Origin of the sequence: Maribacter litopenaei, from assembly GCF_025244665.1 — a bacterium.
In the GTDB taxonomy this organism is placed as follows: Bacteria; Bacteroidota; Bacteroidia; order Flavobacteriales; family Flavobacteriaceae; genus Maribacter; species Maribacter litopenaei.
This window is the reverse complement of record NZ_CP104205.1, coordinates 737,193-753,722: the sequence shown is the minus strand read 5'-3', so window position 1 is coordinate 753,722 and position 16,530 is coordinate 737,193. Positions and strand designations below refer to the sequence as shown.

The window sequence follows — 16,530 nt, the reverse complement described above, 5'->3', positions numbered from 1 at the left end:
AAATTATTCCCTGATTAATGGTAAGGTACTACAACGTAGGAGTCCCTCCTGTTTGGAGATTTCGGCATAAGGAACTTCTTCCACGGTAAAACCTTGATTCCTTAGCCAGTTGTTAAGTCTTTTAAAATTCCTTTCAGAAACGACCACCTCAGGTGAGATTGAAAAGACATTGCTGAACATATAGTACATTTCATCAGCAGTAATTTCAAAAATATTTTCGTTTCCAAAAAAATCAACCAACCATTGGTATTCTTTTTCAACTAAGAACCCATTTTTGTGGAGAATGGCCTTTCCATTTCCTAAAGGTTGAAAACAGCAATCCAAATGCAGTGCATTCTCCCTTGCATTTTTGGATTTTCTCAATTCGAAGGACTTAATATTCTTATTTGGAAATTGGTCACATAGATATTCTACTGCATGAGAGTTGGTCCTTGCAGTAATATGAGTTGCATAGTCATCCCCGAGTAGGTGCCAACGAAAATATAATCGTTCCAAGGCATAACATCGCCACCTTCTACATGGACTTTTTCAGGGGGATGCAAAATATTCTCATCCTCAATCTTATCTAGTACATGAAGAATGGCATCTACTTCTTTCTCCCTTTCCGGTAATATATTCGAAATAATTAGTTTGTTCTCGATTACGAAGGCAATGTCCCTGGAAAATATTTGGTTACAATCCTCAAGGACTACTGGTCTAAAAACGGCCACACCATACTTTTTTAAGACATTTGAAAAAGCTTCCATTTCTTTGACCATGTCTTCCTCCTTCGGATAGGTTCCTGCCAGGATATGTTCCAAAGACTTTGGATCGTATGCCTCTTCTCGGTTTAGGAATTGGCCCGCAGCTCTTCGCTGTTCCTAACACAACAGCTTTCAAACGGGATACTTCATCATTAACATTTAGCCTAAGCATATTATTAATTTTGAACGCTAAGGTAAGACTAAAAACGCCCTCTTAAAACTTTAAAAGGGCGTTCAATATCTTTAATTGTATTTTGGTTATCGGGATTTTAATTCCACAAAAGGTCTAAGATTTTCTCCGATATATACCTGCCGAGGCCTTCCTATGGGCTCTCCTCTTAATCTCATCTCTCTCCATTGCGCTATCCAGCCGGGAAGTCTTCCCAATGCAAACATTACCGTAAACATTTCAGTAGGTATACCAAGTGCCCTATATATGATTCCCGAGTAGAAGTCCACATTTGGATACAATTTTCTATCAACAAAGTATGGATCTTCCAAAGCTTCCTTTTCCAACCCTTTGGCTATATCCAAAATAGGATCATCTATCCCTAAATCTCCCAATACCTCATCGGCCGCTTTTTTGATAATCTTGGCCCTCGGATCAAAATTTTTATAAACCCTATGCCCAAAGCCCATTAACCTAAAAGGATCGTCTTTATCTTTGGCTTTGGCCATATATTTTTTGGTATCTCCACCATCGGCCTCTATAGCCTCCAACATTTCCAGTACTGCCTGATTGGCCCCACCATGAAGGGGTCCCCAAAGCGCAGAAATACCTGCGGAAAGAGAGGCGAACAACCCAGCGTGTGAAGAACCTACGATACGCACGGTAGAAGTGGAGCAGTTTTGCTCATGATCTGCATGCAAAATCAATAATTTATCCAAAGCGTCTATAACTACCTTGTTCTTTTTATATTCTTGATTGGGACGTTTGAACATCATCTTATGGATATTCTCCACATAATCCAATGTGTCATCACCATAATCTAAAGGCAGACCCTTTTTCTTACGAAGGATCCAAGCAACCAATACTGGGAATTTGGCCAAAATCCTAACAATTGAACGATACATGTCCTTTTCAGAACTTACATCCACCGTGGAAGGATTAAAGGCAATCAAAGCACTGGTCAAAGAAGACAATACACCCATTGGATGAGCGGACTTTGGAAATCCGTCCAATATTTTTTTCATTTCCTCATCCACATGAGATTCGTCCGTGATATCCTTGTGGAATTTTGCCAACTCCTCCTTATTTGGCAATTCACCAAAAATCAATAGGTAAGCGACTTCCAAAAAGTCAGCTTTCTCCGCAAGCTCCTCAATAGAATATCCTCGATATCTCAAAATACCTTTTTCACCATCCAAAAAAGTGATGGCACTTTCACAAGAACCCGTGTTCTTGTACCCCGGATCTATAGTAATAATCCCTCCGGTAGAGGATCTTAAGGATTTGATATCAATGGCAAGTTCATTTTCTGTTCCTTCAACAACAGGAAACTCATACTTTTTACCATTATATTCTAGAGTAGCTTTATCTGACATTTTTAAATTTTACGTATTAATCGATTAGTGGTAAAGTTAAGAAAACAGGGGTATTTTAACAATTCCGACCACCTCTTTGGGCTAAAATTAACAATAAGTTCGTCGTACAGAAAAACCTATAACAAATAGAGGTCTTTGTAATAAGCATCCACGGAATCCTCCCATGTAAAACGCATTTTTTTTGCATTTGCTTTAATTCGCTTCCATAAGGGTTTGTCGTTCTCCCGGACATTCAAGGCTTCATCAAAAACCTTGACCATATTCCTAATTTGTTGGTCGTAGGTCTTTCCTTCAAAGGCAAAACCTGTTTTCATATGTGCAACGGTATCCTTTAAACCTCCTGTGTGGTGAACAAGACAAGGATTTCCGTTTCTCATAGCAAGCATTTGGCTTATTCCACAGGGTTCAAATAAACTTGGCATAAAATAGAGGTCCGTTTCCAAGTACATGGAATCGATCAGGTCTTCGGATTGCCCATTCGTGAAAATGAAATTTTTATGCTTGTAACTCATTTTTCTGAACAAATCCTCATAATCCGGATTACCGGTTCCTAATAGCATAAAAATACCTTCCACCTTCTCCAACCTTTTCAGAATTTCTTCAAATGCCTCCGGCGAGCGCCGGAGGAAATAAAATTTTTGTTCTGTCAATCGAGCTACACTGGACACAATAAACTTTGGCCTGTTCCCTACGTACTGCATTATTTTTTCCCCTGTATGTGCCAAAAAATCGGCCTTATACTTTTTGGATTCATCCTGTAACCATCTAAACAGTGCCTTTACCGTATTTCTATATAAATTCCCTTTTTCCGCGGTTCTAATATTATTGTAATTGGAAGCGTTCAAAATTCCGAAAAGCCTACCTTCATTGTTCGCCTTCTGAAGGTCTTTCTCCAAGCCTTCCCCTCCTATGAATTCAGGGGGCCTACTTGGCAACATTACATCTTCCTTATATGATGGGGATACAGTATGGACCGCATCCGCCAATCGAATCCCAACGGCCATTAGATTGATACAGTCAGGATACCTAGGATCCATTAAGGCTTTATGATCTAATTCTATTTCAGGGAACCAATTGTTTACCGACGCATAGTTGTTGTAAAATGGCCGAATTCCTTGGATTGCCAAATTATGTATACTATAAACATATCGCATCTTTTTTAGATCCCGATAAGCTGGATGATATTTTTTTAAGAAGAGAACCGCACTGGAATGCCAATCATGCATATGTACCACGTCAAGCTCACCAAAAGCACCAATTTTAATTGCCTCTGCCACGCCTGTACAGAATATCATAAACTTTACGAAGTCATTAAAAAAAGGTTCCGTTGGATCATCATGATAAATATGGGCAATGCCACCTTCTTGAATTTCAGGATGATGAATAACATAGTGAGAAATATTATCCAATACTTTTTTTGGAGATACTTCGTACAATTCCGCCTTATAAATTGTTCCCCTAAGACTAAATTCAAGATTTGCCTTGAAGACACCATTTTGATGTAATCTGTTATAAGAGGGAACCACAATATGGGCATAATCCCCACGCCTGGCAATTTCTCTAGGAACATCTCTTACCACATCTCCCATACCACCAGCTTTGCAATTGGGAATTGCGTCATTTTCTGCTGAAACAAATAGAAAATTATTCATACTTCAAAAATGTAGGGGATTAAATCTATTATTCTCAAAAGATAATTAAAGTTTTTAAGCGTGCAAAAAAAAGGCTTTCCAAAAGAAAGCCTTTTTTAACTATATTTTAGTTTACTTAATCTTGAACGCCTTTTCTTGAGGATAATAGGCCATACTGCCCAATTCTTCTTCTATTCGTAATAGTTGGTTATACTTCGCCATACGGTCAGACCTTGAGGCAGAACCCGTCTTAATTTGCCCGGTATTCAAAGCTACCGCCAAATCAGCAATCGTATTATCTTCCGTCTCACCGGACCTATGGGACATTACAGAAGTGTACCCTGCATTCTTGGCCATATTTACCGCAGCAATTGTTTCTGTTAAGGTTCCAATTTGATTTACCTTAATTAGGATTGAGTTGGCAATTCCCTTTTCTATTCCTGTTGATAATCGTTCTACATTGGTTACGAATAAGTCATCACCTACCAATTGCACCTTGTCCCCTATTTTCTCTGTTAAGGCTTTCCATCCGTCCCAGTCATTTTCGTCCATACCATCCTCAATGGAAATAATCGGGTATTTTGCCGTTAACTCGGCCAAGTATTGTGCCTGTTCTTCAGAGGTTCTTACTACCCCTTTATCCCCTTCAAATTTCGTATAATCATATTTTCCATCTACATAGAATTCAGCCGATGCACAATCCAAAGCAATCATGACATCATCACCTAACTTATAACCGGCCTTCTCTACCGCCTTGGCTATAGTATCCAAAGCGTCCTCTGTTCCACCGGCAAGATTAGGCGCAAACCCACCTTCATCACCTACAGCAGTACTCAAACCTCTGTCATGTAATACCTTTTTAAGATTGTGGAAAATTTCTGTACCCATTTGCATAGCATGGGAGAAACTCTTTGCCTTAACCGGCATAATCATGAACTCCTGAAAAGCAATAGGAGCATCAGAGTGGGAACCTCCGTTGATGATATTCATCATAGGTACAGGTAAGGTATTTGCACTAACACCACCAACATACCTATAAAGAGACATACCCAGTTCATTGGCGGCAGCCTTCGCAGCGGCCAAGGATACTCCCAAAATGGCATTAGCGCCCAATTTGGATTTATTGGGAGTACCATCTAAATCGATCATTGTTTGGTCCAATAGGTTTTGCTCAAACACTGACATTCCCAATATCTCTTCCGCAATAACCGTGTTTACATTCTCAACAGCCTTCATAACACCTTTACCCATAAAGGTTTTTCCTCCGTCACGAAGTTCAACTGCCTCATGTTCCCCGGTAGAAGCTCCGGAAGGTACCGCAGCCCTTCCCATTACCCCATTTTCAGTAATTACATCTACCTCTACTGTTGGGTTTCCTCTAGAATCTAAAATTTGTCTTGCGTGAACGCTTAGTATGATACTCATGTGATATTTTCTTTTATAAACTGATTTAAAAAGTGATTGGCAAAGATACGAACGTTAACTACACATTGCTAAATTGACTCTTCCAATTCAAAATAATATAACGATTTTTTAAACTTCTGTGGATTGTTTTGATGTTTTCTCAATAATTTGAAAAAAATCATCGAAAAGGTAATCCGCATCATGCGGTCCAGGACTGGCTTCTGGATGATATTGTACCGAAAAGACGTCCTTATCTTTCATTCGAGTACCCGCCACCGTTTGATCATTAAGGTGTACGTGCGTAATTTCCAAATCCTTATTAGCCTCCGCTTCTTCCCTATTAACCGCAAAACCATGATTCGGGAAGTGATTTCACCCTTTCCAGTAAGCAAATTTAAAATGGGATGATTGATACCCCTGTGTCCATTATGCATTTTATAGGTGGATACACCGTTAGCCAAAGCAATGACCTGATGCCCTAAACATATTCCAAAAAGAGGTTTATCAGTTTTAATTATTTGCTTAGCAACCTCAATGGCTTCTTTCAAAGGTTCAGGGTCTCCTGGCCCATTGGATATAAAGAAGGCATCCGGATTCCAATCTGACATTTCAGAAAATGTAGCATTGAACGGGAAAACCTTTATATAAGCCCCACGTCTTTCTAAATTTCTAAGTATATTTTTCTTTATTCCAATATCTAATGCAGCAATTTTTACGGGAGCCGTACTATCGCCATAAAAATAAGGTTCTTTAGTAGACACCTTGGATGCCAACTCCAGTCCTTCCATACTAGGAACTTTTTCCAGTCGCCTTTTCAATTCCGGAATATTATCTACCTCCGTAGAAATTACGGCGTTCATTGCCCCGTTATCCCTAATGTAACTTACCAAGGCTCTAGTATCAACATCAGAAATCGCAAAAAGGTTGTTTTTATCCAAAAAATCCTCCAAACTTGCATCGGCTATTGGGCGTGAATATTCGTAACTAAAATTTCGACATATTAAACCGGCAATCTTTACCGTTTTGGACTCCACTTCTTCAGAATTGGTCCCATAGTTACCTATATGCGCATTGGTTGTGACCATCAATTGACCAAAGTAGGATGGATCCGTGAAAATTTCTTGATATCCGGTCATCCCGGTATTAAAACAGACCTCCCCAAAGGCAGTTCCATCTTTGTCCCCAACTGATTTTCCATAGAAAATGGTCCCGTCGGCTAATAATATTAAAGCTTTCTTTTTGGCTTGATACTTCATGCTGTTACTTTACTATTTATTCGTTCACAAAAAAACATAAAAAAAGGATAAGCTATAAGGCTTATCCTTTTATAATTATCAATATTTATTGACATTTTACTCTTTTGAATCATCTTCTTTTTTAACCTCGTTTTCAGGTTGTGATTCAGCTTCCGGTTTGGCTTCCACTTCTGGATCTGCCTCATCGGCTACTGGTTCCTTAACTTCGGCCTCCTCTACTTTTGTAGCTTCCGCATTAGAAGTCTTACCCCCTCTTCTACTTCTTCTTGTAGATTTTTTCTTAGGCTTACCAGCATTATAAAGTTCATTGAAATCAACCAACTCTATCATCGCCATATCAGCGTTGTCACCCAATCTATTTCCTAATTTGATGATTCTTGTGTAACCACCTGGTCTGTCAGCAACTTTTTCAGATACTACGCTGAACAACTCGTTTACAGCGTATTTATCCCTAAGGTTTTTAAAAGCGATACGTCTGTTGTGAGTACCCTTTTCCGCAGACTGATTGTTCTCTGCCTTAGATCTTGTGATCAAAGGCTCCACAAATTGCTTTAAAGCCTTCGCCTTGGCAACTGTAGTATTGATTCTCTTGTGCTCGATTAAAGAACAAGCCATATTTGCCAACATAGCCTTTCTATGCGCCGATTTTCTTCCTAAATGGTTAACTTTTTTACCGTGTCTCATTATTATAGTATTATCATCTTGCTACCAAACTCGGTTGAACGAGGAGCAAAATATGATTAATTAATCCTTATCTAATTTGTATTTTGATAAATCCATTCCAAAGCTTAGGCCTTTGTTGATTACCAACTCCTCGAGCTCGGTAAGGGATTTTTTTCCGAAGTTTCTAAACTTCATCAAATCGTTTTTATTGAAAGAGACCAAATCCCCCAATGTATCAACCTCGGCCGCCTTTAAGCAGTTCAAGGCACGTACGGAAAGATCCATATCTACCAATTTGGTCTTCAATAATTGCCTCATGTGCAATGACTCCTCATCATAGGTCTCAGTTTGCGCGATTTCATCCGCTTCCAATGTAATTCTCTCATCGGAGAACAACATAAAATGATGGATCAACACCTTAGCGGCCTCTGTCAAGGCATCCTTTGGATGAATAGAGCCATCGGATACAATTTCGAAAACCAATTTTTCGTAATCCGTTTTTTGCTCAACACGATAGTTCTCGATGCTATATTTTACGTTCTTAATTGGGGTAAAGATAGAATCCACTGCTATAGTACCAATTGGAGCACCGGATTTCTTATTTTCCTCTGCAGGAACGTATCCTCTACCTTTGTCAATGGTAATTTCCATATTGATGCTGATCTTGGGATCCATATTACAGATAACCAAGTCCGGATTCAGCACTTGATAACCTGAAATGAACTTTTGGAAATCTCCAGCAGTCAATTGTTCTTTTCCACTTACTGAAATAGATACGACTTCAGCTTCCGAATCCTCGATTTGTTTTTTGAAACGAACTTGTTTCAAGTTTAGGATAATTTCGGTCACATCTTCTACAACACCCGAAATCACAGAGAACTCGTGTTCTACTTTATCTATCCTTACGGATGTAATGGCATGGCCTTCCAAGGAAGAAAGCAACACCCTTCTAAGTGCATTCCCAACAGTTAATCCATAACCAGGCTCCAAAGGACGAAATTCGAACTTTCCTTCGAAGTCTGAGGAATCGATCATTATTACTTTATCGGGTTTCTGAAAATTAAATAATGCCATAATTGGATCAGTGTTGTTTTTATTTAGAGTAAAGCTCGACGATTAATTGTTCTTTGATGTTTTCAGGAATCTGTAGTCTTTCAGGAACTGAAACGAATGTTCCTTCCTTCTTCTCACTATTCCAAGTCATCCATTCATAAACACTACTATTTGCGGCTAAGGAATCCTGAATACTCTGTAGAGATTTGGATTTTTCCCTAACGCCAACAACGTCACCTGCTTTTAATGTATAGGAAGGGATATTTACGATATCCCCGTTTACAGTTATATGTCTGTGTGAAACCAATTGTCTAGCTCCACTTCGGATGGGGAAATTCCCATTCTAAATACTACGTTATCCGAGACGGCTTTCGCATAATTGTAAAAGAATTTCACCGGTAACACCTTCTTTTCTTTTAGCAGTAGCGAAAAGGTTTCTGAACTGCTTCTCAAGTATACCGTACGTGTATTTAGCTTTTTGCTTTTCCATCAACTGAACGGAATACTCAGACTGTTTTCCTCTACGTCTGTTGCTTCCGTGTTGTCCTGGAGGGTAATTTTTCTTTTCAAAAGACTTATCGTCTCCGAATATCGCCTCACCAAATTTACGGGCGATTTTTGATTTAGATCCTGTGTATCTTGCCATTTTCTAAAGTTATGAAGGTGGGATTATGAATTAAGGCTTATCCTTCGATAATCGTAATTACACCTTCGGTGAAATTTATATAAACTTGATTAAACTCTTCTTCTTTTTGGAGGCCTACATCCATTATGTGGCATTGGAGTAACATCGATAATCTCAGTAACTTCAATTCCTGAATTGTGTATAGATCGGATAGCTGATTCTCTACCATTTCCAGTTCCTTGACATAAACCTTCACTTTACGCAAACCTGCTTCATGGGCAACCTTTGCACAATCTTCCGCTGCTACCTGAGCTGCATAAGGGGTATTTTTCTTGGAACCTCTAAAACCTAGTTTACCTGCTGACGACCAAGAGATCACATCACCTTTCTTATTGGTCAAAGAAATGATGATATTATTGAATGAAGCATTTACATGAGCCTCACCCACAGAATCAACAATAACTTTACGCTTTTTGGTTACCTTAGTATTTGCCTTTGCCATAACTATCTATTATTTAGTAGCTTTCTTCTTGTTAGCAACTGTTTTTCTCTTTCCTTTTCTTGTCCTAGAGTTGTTTTTTGTACGTTGACCTCTTAATGGCAAGCCAGCTCTATGACGTATACCTCTATAGCATCCAATGTCCATTAATCGTTTAATGTTCAATTGAATTTCTGAACGCAACTCACCTTCAATAGTATAGGAAGAAACCGCATCCCTAATACGACCTATTTCATCGTCGTTCCAGTCAGAAACTTTTGTATCCTCACTAACTTGGGCTTTCTCTAAAATTTCCTTGGCCCTGCTCTTTCCTATTCCGTAAATATAGGTCAAGGCGATTACGCCCCTTTTTTGTTTTGGTATATCAATACCCGCGATTCTTGCCATAACTACCCTTGTCTTTGTTTAAATCTAGGATTCTTTTTGTTGATTACGTACAATCTGCCTTTTCTGCGAACAATCTTGCAGTCGGCACTTCTCTTTTTTACTGATGCTCTTACTTTCATCTTGCTATCTTAGTATCTATAAGTAATTCTTGCTTTGGTAAGGTCGTACGGACTCATTTCCAATTTAACCTTATCTCCAGGTAATAATTTTATATAATGCATGCGCATCTTACCTGAAATATGCGCTGTAACCACATGTCCATTTTCCAATTCTACACGAAACATTGCATTAGACAATGCCTCTATAATGGATCCATCTTGTTCTATCGCTGCCTGTTTAGCCATAAACTATGCTACTTTTCTATTTTTTCCGGTTTTCATTAATCCGTCATAATGTCTATTCAATAGGTAAGAATTTACCTGTTGTACAGTATCAATTGCCACACCGACCATAATCAATAGGGATGTACCTCCATAAAACAATGCCCAACCGGCCTGTACATCCAATAATTTTACCACTATTGCCGGTAAAACGGCCAGCAAAGCTAAAAATATAGATCCAGGTAACGTAATTAATGACATAATTTTATCCAAATAATCTCCAGTTTCCTTCCCAGGCCTAATTCCAGGGATAAAACCACCACTCCTTTTTAAATCATCAGCCATTTTGTTCGTTGGAACAGTAATAGCAGTATAGAAGTAGGTGAATATTATAATTAAGAAGGCGAACAGAAGGTTGTAAGCCCATCCAAAAATATCACTAAACTGTACTTGCATCCACTGTCCAAAGGATGTGTCATCAAAAGCACCACCTATCATTCCAGGAACGAACATTATCGCTTGAGCAAAAATAATAGGCATTACACCTGAAGCATTCAATTTTAGTGGTATGTACTGTCTAGAACCCATAACGTTCTTTTCGTATCCTCCGAAGCAGTTCTTCTTGCATACTGAACCGGAATTTGACGTGTAGCCATAACCAACAACACACTTGCCAAAATTACAAGGAACCAAACAATAACCTCTATAAGAATGAACATTAAACCACCATTATTATTGGTTGTTCTCGATACAAATTCTTGAACAAATGACTGAGGCATTGTTGCTATAATTCCAATCATTATCAACAACGAAATACCGTTACCAATACCTTTATCTGTAATTTTCTCGCCCAACCACATGGCAAATACGCAGCCCGAAACCAATATGATTACAGCTGGAATCATAAAATCCAATCCTTTACCAAGTACAAATGCACTGTCTCGGCACACCAAAGGCACCTAGACCATACAAATAGGCAGGAGCCTGTACAATACAAATACCTATTGTCAACCAACGGGTAATTTGATTGATGGTCTTTCTACCACTTTCCCCTTCCTTTTGTAATTTTTGTAGGTACGGAATGGCAATACCCATTAATTGGACCACAATGGAGGCAGATATGTAAGGCATGATACCTAATGCAAATACGGAAGCATTGGCAAAAGCCCCTCCCGTAAAAGCGTTCAAAAGACCAAAAATACCCTTATCAGTACCGTCTGCAAGACCGCCCAATTGTGTAGAATCAATACCTGGAAGAACTATTTGGCATCCAAATCTATATACCAAAAGAAGCCCAAGGGTAATCACTATCCTATTCCTTAGTTCCTCTATCTTCCAAATATTGGATATTGTATCAATAAATTTCTTCATGTTCCCGTTGCTACTTATAAACTTATTGCTTCACCACCCGCAGCTTCAATTGCAGCCTTTGCAGAAGCAGTAAATTTATGTACCGATACTTTAAGCGCTGTTTTTAACTCACCACCACCTAAAATTTTAACCATATCGTTTTTATCAACTACACCGTTTTCAACCAAATTTTCGAAAGAAACAGTATCCTTAATAACTTTGGAATCAACAAGCTCTTGTAACTTACCAAGATTGATTCCTTTGTATTCCTTTCTATTGATATTGGTAAAACCAAATTTAGGGACACGTCTCTGTAATGGCATTTGACCACCCTCGAATCCGATTTTCTTAGAGTAACCAGATCTAGATTTAGCACCCTTGTGCCCTCTTGCAGCAGTACCCCCTTTACCGAGCCTTGTCCTCTACCTAAACGTTTACCATCTCTATTTACGGAACCTTCTGCAGGTTTTAGATTACTTAAGTTCATTAGATCTATATTTAAGCTTCTTCAGTAGAAACCAAATGTTTAACTTTATTTATCATTCCAAGAATATTAGGAGTAGCATCGTGCTCAACAACCTGGCCTATTCTTTTTAGTCCAAGAGCCTCCAAAGTCCTTTTTTGATTCTGAGGTTTTTTGATACCGCTCTTAACTTGTTTTACTTTTATCTTTGCCATAATAAATTGTCTTAACCTTTAAACACCTTCTCCAAGGAAATTCCTCTTTGCTCTGAAATTGTCTTGGCATCCCTTAATTGTAGCAAAGCATCAAATGTTGCCTTTACAACGTTGTGAGGATTAGAAGACCCTTGGGATTTAGATAATACATCGTGTACACCTACCGCTTCCAATACCGCTCTTACGGCTCCACCAGCGATTACACCGGTACCGTGTGAGGCCGGTTGTATGTATACTCGTGCACCACCGTATTTACCTTTCTGTTCGTGAGGCAATGTACCCTTGTTCAAAGGAATACGAATCAAATTCTTTTTACCGTCTTCAATGGCTTTTGCAATTGCTGTAGCCACTTCTTTAGACTTTCCAAGACCGTGTCCTACAACACCATTTTCATCACCAACAACCACAATAGCAGAAAAACCAAATGCTCTACCACCTTTAGTAACTTTTGTAACACGTTGAACGCCTACCAATCTATCTTTAAGATCTAAACCACCTGGTTTAACTGTTTCTACGTTTTTATACTTTTGGAACATACCTCTTATTTAGAATTTTAAACCTGCTTCCCTTGCACCTTCTGCCAAAGACTTTACTCGACCATGGTAAAGATTTCCACCTCTATCGAATGCAACCTTCTCAATACCTGCAGCTTTTGACTTTTCAGCAATAGATTTGCCTACAAGTGCAGCAATTTCAGTTTTGTTTCCTTTTGCAGATGCTATATCCTTATCCCTTGATGAAGCAGCAGCTAAAGTAACACCTTTATCATCGTCTATCAATTGTGCATAGATTTCGCTGTTACTTCTAAAGACAGATAATCTTGGCCTTTCGGCAGTTCCATTGGAAACCTTACGGATTCTCCTTCGAATTCTATACTTTCTTTGTGTTTTTGATAATCCCATAATACTTTTATTAAGCCGATTTACCTGCTTTTCTTCTTAATTGTTCACCCACAAATTTGACACCTTTTCCTTTATAAGGCTCAGGCTTGCGGAAAGATCTAATTTTTGCCGCTATATGACCAACCAACTGCTTATCGTGAGAGGTTAGTTTTACTATTGGGTTTTTACCTTTTTCTGAAATCGTTTCGACTTTCACCTCCGGTGCTAGATCAAAAACAATATTGTGGGAAAAACCTAGTGCCAAATCAAGTTTTTGACCCTGATTACTGGCTCGGTAACCTACACCTACCAACTCCAATTCTTTGATCCACCCTTGAGATACACCCTTAACCATGTTCAAAATCAAAGCTCTGTACAAACCGTGCTTAGCTTTATGCTCCTTGGAGTCAGACGGCCTTGTCACAAAAGCTTGTCCATCTTCTACTTTCACATCTACCCCGGAGAAATCCTGAGTCAATTCTCCTAATTTACCCTTTACGGTAATTTCGTTTTCTTTGACCTCTATGGTTACTCCTTCCGGTATCGCTATCGGATTATTTCCTATTCTAGACATCTTCTAACTCTTTTCAATTAATATACGTAGCATAAAACCTCGCCACCAACGTTTTCCGCCTTTGCTTGTTTACTTGTCATTACACCGTGAGAAGTAGAAACAATTGCAATTCCCAATCCATTTAGGATCCTAGGGAGGTTATCGTTAGAGGCATACTTTCTCAAACCTGGCTTACTAATACGCTCTATCTTCTTTATTACAGGCTCTTTAGTCAACTTATCATACTTCAAAGCAATTTTTATAGTACCCTGAACCTTATCATCCTCGAACTTGTAGCTTAAAATATATCCTTGGTCGAATAATATTTTAGTAATTTCCTTTTTCAAATTGGACGCAGGGATTTCCACGACTCTATGTCCTGCCCTACTCGCGTTTCTAACCCTTGTTAGATAATCTGCTATAGTATCTGTTACCATTTATATATAATTCGGTGACGGTTTTTAGCACTGCGCTAAACCTGAAACCAGTTATTAATCCTATTATTCTACCAGCTGGCTTTTTTAACTCCAGGTATCAAACCTTGGTTTGCCATTTCTCTGAACATAACCCTTGAGATTCCAAAAGTCCTCATGTAACCTTTTGGTCTTCCAGTAAGTTTACATCTATTGTGCATACGTACGGGAGAGGCATTTTTTGGCAATTTCTGTAGTGCCTCATAATCGCCAGCTTCTTTTAAAGCTTTGCGCTTTTCAGCATATTTAGCTACAGTCTTTGCCCTTTTTCTCTCGCGGGCCTTCATTGATTCTTTAGCCATTCTAGTTCTTTTTAAAAGGTAATCCTAATTCTGTTAGTAATGATTTTGCTTCCTTGTCCGTTTCGGCAGAGGTAACAAATGTCACATCCATCCCATTAATCCTGTTGATTTTATCAATATTTATTTCAGGGAAGATAATTTGTTCTGTAATTCCTAAGTTATAATTTCCACGCCCATCAAAACCAGTAGCCTTGATACCTTGAAAATCTCGAACCCTAGGAAGCGCGGAAGTAACCAATCTGTCCAAAAATTCATACATACGATCACCACGCAATGTAACCTTGGCACCAATTGGCATTCCCTTTCTCAATTTAAATGCCGCAACGTCCTTTTTTGACATTGTTGCAACTGCCTTTTGACCTGTGATCATAGTCATTTCGTCCACAGCATGGTCAATAAGCTTTTTATCGGCCACGGCTGCACCAACACCTCTGCTCACAACAATTTTTTCCAATTTTGGAACTTGCATTACGTTTTTGTAACCAAATTCTTCGGTCAAGGCCGCTATGATGCGATCTTTATATTCTTTCTTTAATCTTGCAACGTAAGCCATAACTATATTACTTCATTTGATTTCTTGGAAACCCTAACTTTCTTTCCATCCCTTACCTCGTAACCCACTCTTGTTGTTTCACCAGATTTTGAGTCAATCAACGATAGATTGGAAATATGGATTAATGCCTCCTTTTTCACGATACCACCTTGCGGGTTCTGCGCACTGGGCTTCTCATGTTTAGAAACCACGTTTACTCCCTCTACAATGGCCTTATTCTTTTCAAGACTTACGGATAATACTTTTCCCTCTGATCCTTTATGATCACCGTAAATAACCCTTACCGTATCTCCTGTTTTTATCTTTAACTTCTTCATCTTGATCATCTAATTATAGTACCTCAGGGGCCAATGAAACAATTTTCATAAACTGCTTATCCCTTAGCTCTCTAGCAACGGGACTAAAAACACGAGTACCTCGCATTTCTCCGGCAGGGTTCAATAACACACAAGCGTTGTCATCAAATCGTATGTAAGAACCGTCTCGGTCTTCTGACCTCTTTCTTGATCCTAACAACCACAGCTGTAGAAACCGCACCTTTTTTGATACCCCCGTTCGGAGTAGCTTCCTTAACGGTAACTACTATCTTATCACCAATAGAGGCATATCTCCTCTTTGTACCACCAAGAACTCGGATAGTTAAAACTTCCTTAGCTCCGGTATTATCTGCTACCTTTAATCTAGATTCTTGCTGTAACATAACTTATTTAGCTCTTTCTAAGATTTCTACTAACCTCCAACACTTGGTCTTGCTCATAGGACGTGTCTCCATAATCTTTACGGTATCCCCAATATTACAATCGTTCTTTTCGTCATGAGCAACATATTTCTTTGTTTTCAAAACGAACTTACCGTACATAGGGTGCTTAACTCTCTTAACCTCTGACACAACAATGGACTTTTCCATTTTGTCACTGGTTACTACCCCGATTCTTTCCTTTCTTAAGTTTCTTTTTTCCATAAAGCAGAACCAATTATTGGTTTTCCCTTTTAGTTAATTCAGTAGCCAATCTTGCAACAGTTCTTCTCACCTTTCTAATTTGAAGTGGGTTTTCCAATGGAGTCACAAAATGAGCCATTTTTAAGTCTGCATGTTGCTTTTTATACTCTGCCAGTTTTTCCGTAAGTCCTTCAACAGACAATTCTTTAATTTCTTGATTTTTCATGATTTCCTACGATTAATTGTCAACTGTATAATCTCTTGCAACAATGAATTTTGTTCTTACAGGAAGTTTTTGAGCTGCTAGTCTTAATGCTTCCTTGGCAATGTCTATAGACACTCCGGCAATTTCAAACATTACACGTCCCGGCTTAACGACCGCAACAAAGTATTCCGGAGCACCTTTACCTTTACCCATACGTACCTCCAAAGGCTTTTTGGTGATAGGTTTGTCCGGGAATATTTTTATCCATAATTGACCTTCCCTTTTCATATATCTTGTAGCAGCGATACGAGCAGCTTCAATTTGACGGGAAGTCAAAAAAGAAGAGTCCATAGATTTTATTCCGAACATACCATTTGAAAGTTGATGCCCTCTACCGGCAATGCCTTTCATCCGGCCTTTCTGCATTTTTCGGAACTTCGTTCTTTTTGGTTGTAACATTTTTCTCTAC

The 16,530-nt window shown here is 38.8% G+C and carries 19 protein-coding genes and 7 pseudogenes; all 26 read right to left on the bottom strand.

The genetic code is table 11. From position 1 onward, the window contains the following. Window positions 1–3 precede the first annotated feature (3 nt). The 26 genes and pseudogenes from NYZ99_RS03910 to rplP all read right to left on the bottom strand — a co-directional run bounded on the left by NYZ99_RS03910 (window position 4) and on the right by rplP (window position 16,520). A pseudogene (locus NYZ99_RS03910) lies at window positions 4–915 on the bottom strand (dimethylarginine dimethylaminohydrolase family protein). An 86-nt stretch (window positions 916–1,001) separates the two neighbouring features. Next, entirely contained in the window at window positions 1,002–2,288 is a 1,287-nt protein-coding gene (locus NYZ99_RS03905) for a citrate synthase (RefSeq protein ID WP_260573635.1), read from the bottom strand. Window positions 2,289–2,404: 116 nt separating this feature from the next. Continuing rightward, window positions 2,405–3,940, bottom strand: coding sequence for a glycogen synthase (locus NYZ99_RS03900; RefSeq protein WP_260573634.1), 1,536 nt, complete (start codon window positions 3,938–3,940; stop codon window positions 2,405–2,407). Window positions 3,941–4,051: 111 nt separating this feature from the next. After that, a complete protein-coding gene (gene eno, locus NYZ99_RS03895; RefSeq protein ID WP_260573633.1) occupies window positions 4,052–5,344 on the bottom strand; it encodes a phosphopyruvate hydratase in 1,293 nt (430 codons plus the stop codon). A gap of 108 nt (window positions 5,345–5,452) precedes the next feature. Then, window positions 5,453–6,579 (bottom strand): annotated as a pseudogene (gene carA, locus NYZ99_RS03890) (glutamine-hydrolyzing carbamoyl-phosphate synthase small subunit). 96 nt (window positions 6,580–6,675) lie between these two features. Continuing rightward, window positions 6,676–7,263: a 50S ribosomal protein L17 gene (gene rplQ, locus NYZ99_RS03885; RefSeq protein WP_260573632.1), complete on the bottom strand. Its 588-nt coding sequence runs from the start codon at window positions 7,261–7,263 to the stop codon at window positions 6,676–6,678. 60 nt (window positions 7,264–7,323) lie between these two features. Beyond that, window positions 7,324–8,316, bottom strand: a complete 993-nt coding sequence (locus NYZ99_RS03880) for a DNA-directed RNA polymerase subunit alpha (protein WP_125221120.1) — start codon at window positions 8,314–8,316, stop codon at window positions 7,324–7,326. A gap of 19 nt (window positions 8,317–8,335) precedes the next feature. Next, window positions 8,336–8,941 (bottom strand): annotated as a pseudogene (rpsD, locus tag NYZ99_RS03875) (30S ribosomal protein S4). Between the two features lie 89 nt (window positions 8,942–9,030). Further along, a pseudogene (gene rpsK, locus NYZ99_RS03870) lies at window positions 9,031–9,422 on the bottom strand (30S ribosomal protein S11). A gap of 9 nt (window positions 9,423–9,431) precedes the next feature. Continuing rightward, the gene (rpsM, locus tag NYZ99_RS03865) at window positions 9,432–9,806 is read right to left on the bottom strand and encodes a 30S ribosomal protein S13 (RefSeq protein WP_260573631.1); all 375 of its coding nucleotides are present in this window, start codon (window positions 9,804–9,806) and stop codon (window positions 9,432–9,434) included. A gap of 2 nt (window positions 9,807–9,808) precedes the next feature. Continuing rightward, window positions 9,809–9,925, bottom strand: coding sequence for a type B 50S ribosomal protein L36 (ykgO, locus tag NYZ99_RS03860; RefSeq protein WP_013305171.1), 117 nt, complete (start codon window positions 9,923–9,925; stop codon window positions 9,809–9,811). Window positions 9,926–9,934: 9 nt separating this feature from the next. Continuing rightward, the gene (infA, locus tag NYZ99_RS03855; RefSeq protein ID WP_013305172.1) at window positions 9,935–10,150 is read right to left on the bottom strand and encodes a translation initiation factor IF-1; all 216 of its coding nucleotides are present in this window, start codon (window positions 10,148–10,150) and stop codon (window positions 9,935–9,937) included. Window positions 10,151–10,153: 3 nt separating this feature from the next. Beyond that, window positions 10,154–11,497 (bottom strand): annotated as a pseudogene (gene secY / locus NYZ99_RS03850) (preprotein translocase subunit SecY). Between the two features lie 14 nt (window positions 11,498–11,511). Then, window positions 11,512–11,963: pseudogene (gene rplO, locus NYZ99_RS03845) on the bottom strand (50S ribosomal protein L15). Window positions 11,964–11,974: 11 nt separating this feature from the next. Beyond that, a complete protein-coding gene (gene rpmD, locus NYZ99_RS03840; RefSeq protein WP_211015764.1) occupies window positions 11,975–12,154 on the bottom strand; it encodes a 50S ribosomal protein L30 in 180 nt (59 codons plus the stop codon). Window positions 12,155–12,165: 11 nt separating this feature from the next. Then, complete coding sequence (rpsE, locus tag NYZ99_RS03835; RefSeq protein WP_099546257.1) at window positions 12,166–12,690, bottom strand: 30S ribosomal protein S5; 525 nt, start codon at window positions 12,688–12,690, stop codon at window positions 12,166–12,168. Between the two features lie 9 nt (window positions 12,691–12,699). Then, window positions 12,700–13,056, bottom strand: coding sequence for a 50S ribosomal protein L18 (rplR, locus tag NYZ99_RS03830; RefSeq protein WP_260573620.1), 357 nt, complete (start codon window positions 13,054–13,056; stop codon window positions 12,700–12,702). A gap of 10 nt (window positions 13,057–13,066) precedes the next feature. Then, window positions 13,067–13,609 (bottom strand): 50S ribosomal protein L6, encoded by a 543-nt coding sequence (gene rplF / locus NYZ99_RS03825; protein ID WP_260573619.1) that lies wholly within the window; start codon window positions 13,607–13,609, stop codon window positions 13,067–13,069. 17 nt (window positions 13,610–13,626) lie between these two features. After that, window positions 13,627–14,025: a 30S ribosomal protein S8 gene (gene rpsH, locus NYZ99_RS03820; RefSeq protein ID WP_260573618.1), complete on the bottom strand. Its 399-nt coding sequence runs from the start codon at window positions 14,023–14,025 to the stop codon at window positions 13,627–13,629. A 68-nt stretch (window positions 14,026–14,093) separates the two neighbouring features. Beyond that, on the bottom strand, window positions 14,094–14,363 hold the full coding sequence (gene rpsN / locus NYZ99_RS03815) for a 30S ribosomal protein S14 (RefSeq protein ID WP_099546261.1): 270 nt from the start codon (window positions 14,361–14,363) through the stop codon (window positions 14,094–14,096). A gap of 1 nt (window position 14,364) precedes the next feature. Beyond that, window positions 14,365–14,916 (bottom strand): 50S ribosomal protein L5, encoded by a 552-nt coding sequence (gene rplE / locus NYZ99_RS03810; protein WP_260573616.1) that lies wholly within the window; start codon window positions 14,914–14,916, stop codon window positions 14,365–14,367. Window positions 14,917–14,918: 2 nt separating this feature from the next. Continuing rightward, complete coding sequence (rplX, locus tag NYZ99_RS03805; protein ID WP_260573613.1) at window positions 14,919–15,233, bottom strand: 50S ribosomal protein L24; 315 nt, start codon at window positions 15,231–15,233, stop codon at window positions 14,919–14,921. 13 nt (window positions 15,234–15,246) lie between these two features. After that, window positions 15,247–15,616: pseudogene (gene rplN, locus NYZ99_RS03800) on the bottom strand (50S ribosomal protein L14). A gap of 3 nt (window positions 15,617–15,619) precedes the next feature. Further along, window positions 15,620–15,877: a 30S ribosomal protein S17 gene (gene rpsQ, locus NYZ99_RS03795; RefSeq protein ID WP_094996003.1), complete on the bottom strand. Its 258-nt coding sequence runs from the start codon at window positions 15,875–15,877 to the stop codon at window positions 15,620–15,622. Window positions 15,878–15,890: 13 nt separating this feature from the next. Continuing rightward, a complete protein-coding gene (gene rpmC / locus NYZ99_RS03790) occupies window positions 15,891–16,082 on the bottom strand; it encodes a 50S ribosomal protein L29 (RefSeq protein ID WP_094996004.1) in 192 nt (63 codons plus the stop codon). Window positions 16,083–16,094: 12 nt separating this feature from the next. Then, the gene (rplP, locus tag NYZ99_RS03785; RefSeq protein WP_138259117.1) at window positions 16,095–16,520 is read right to left on the bottom strand and encodes a 50S ribosomal protein L16; all 426 of its coding nucleotides are present in this window, start codon (window positions 16,518–16,520) and stop codon (window positions 16,095–16,097) included. Window positions 16,521–16,530: the final 10 nt, after the last annotated feature.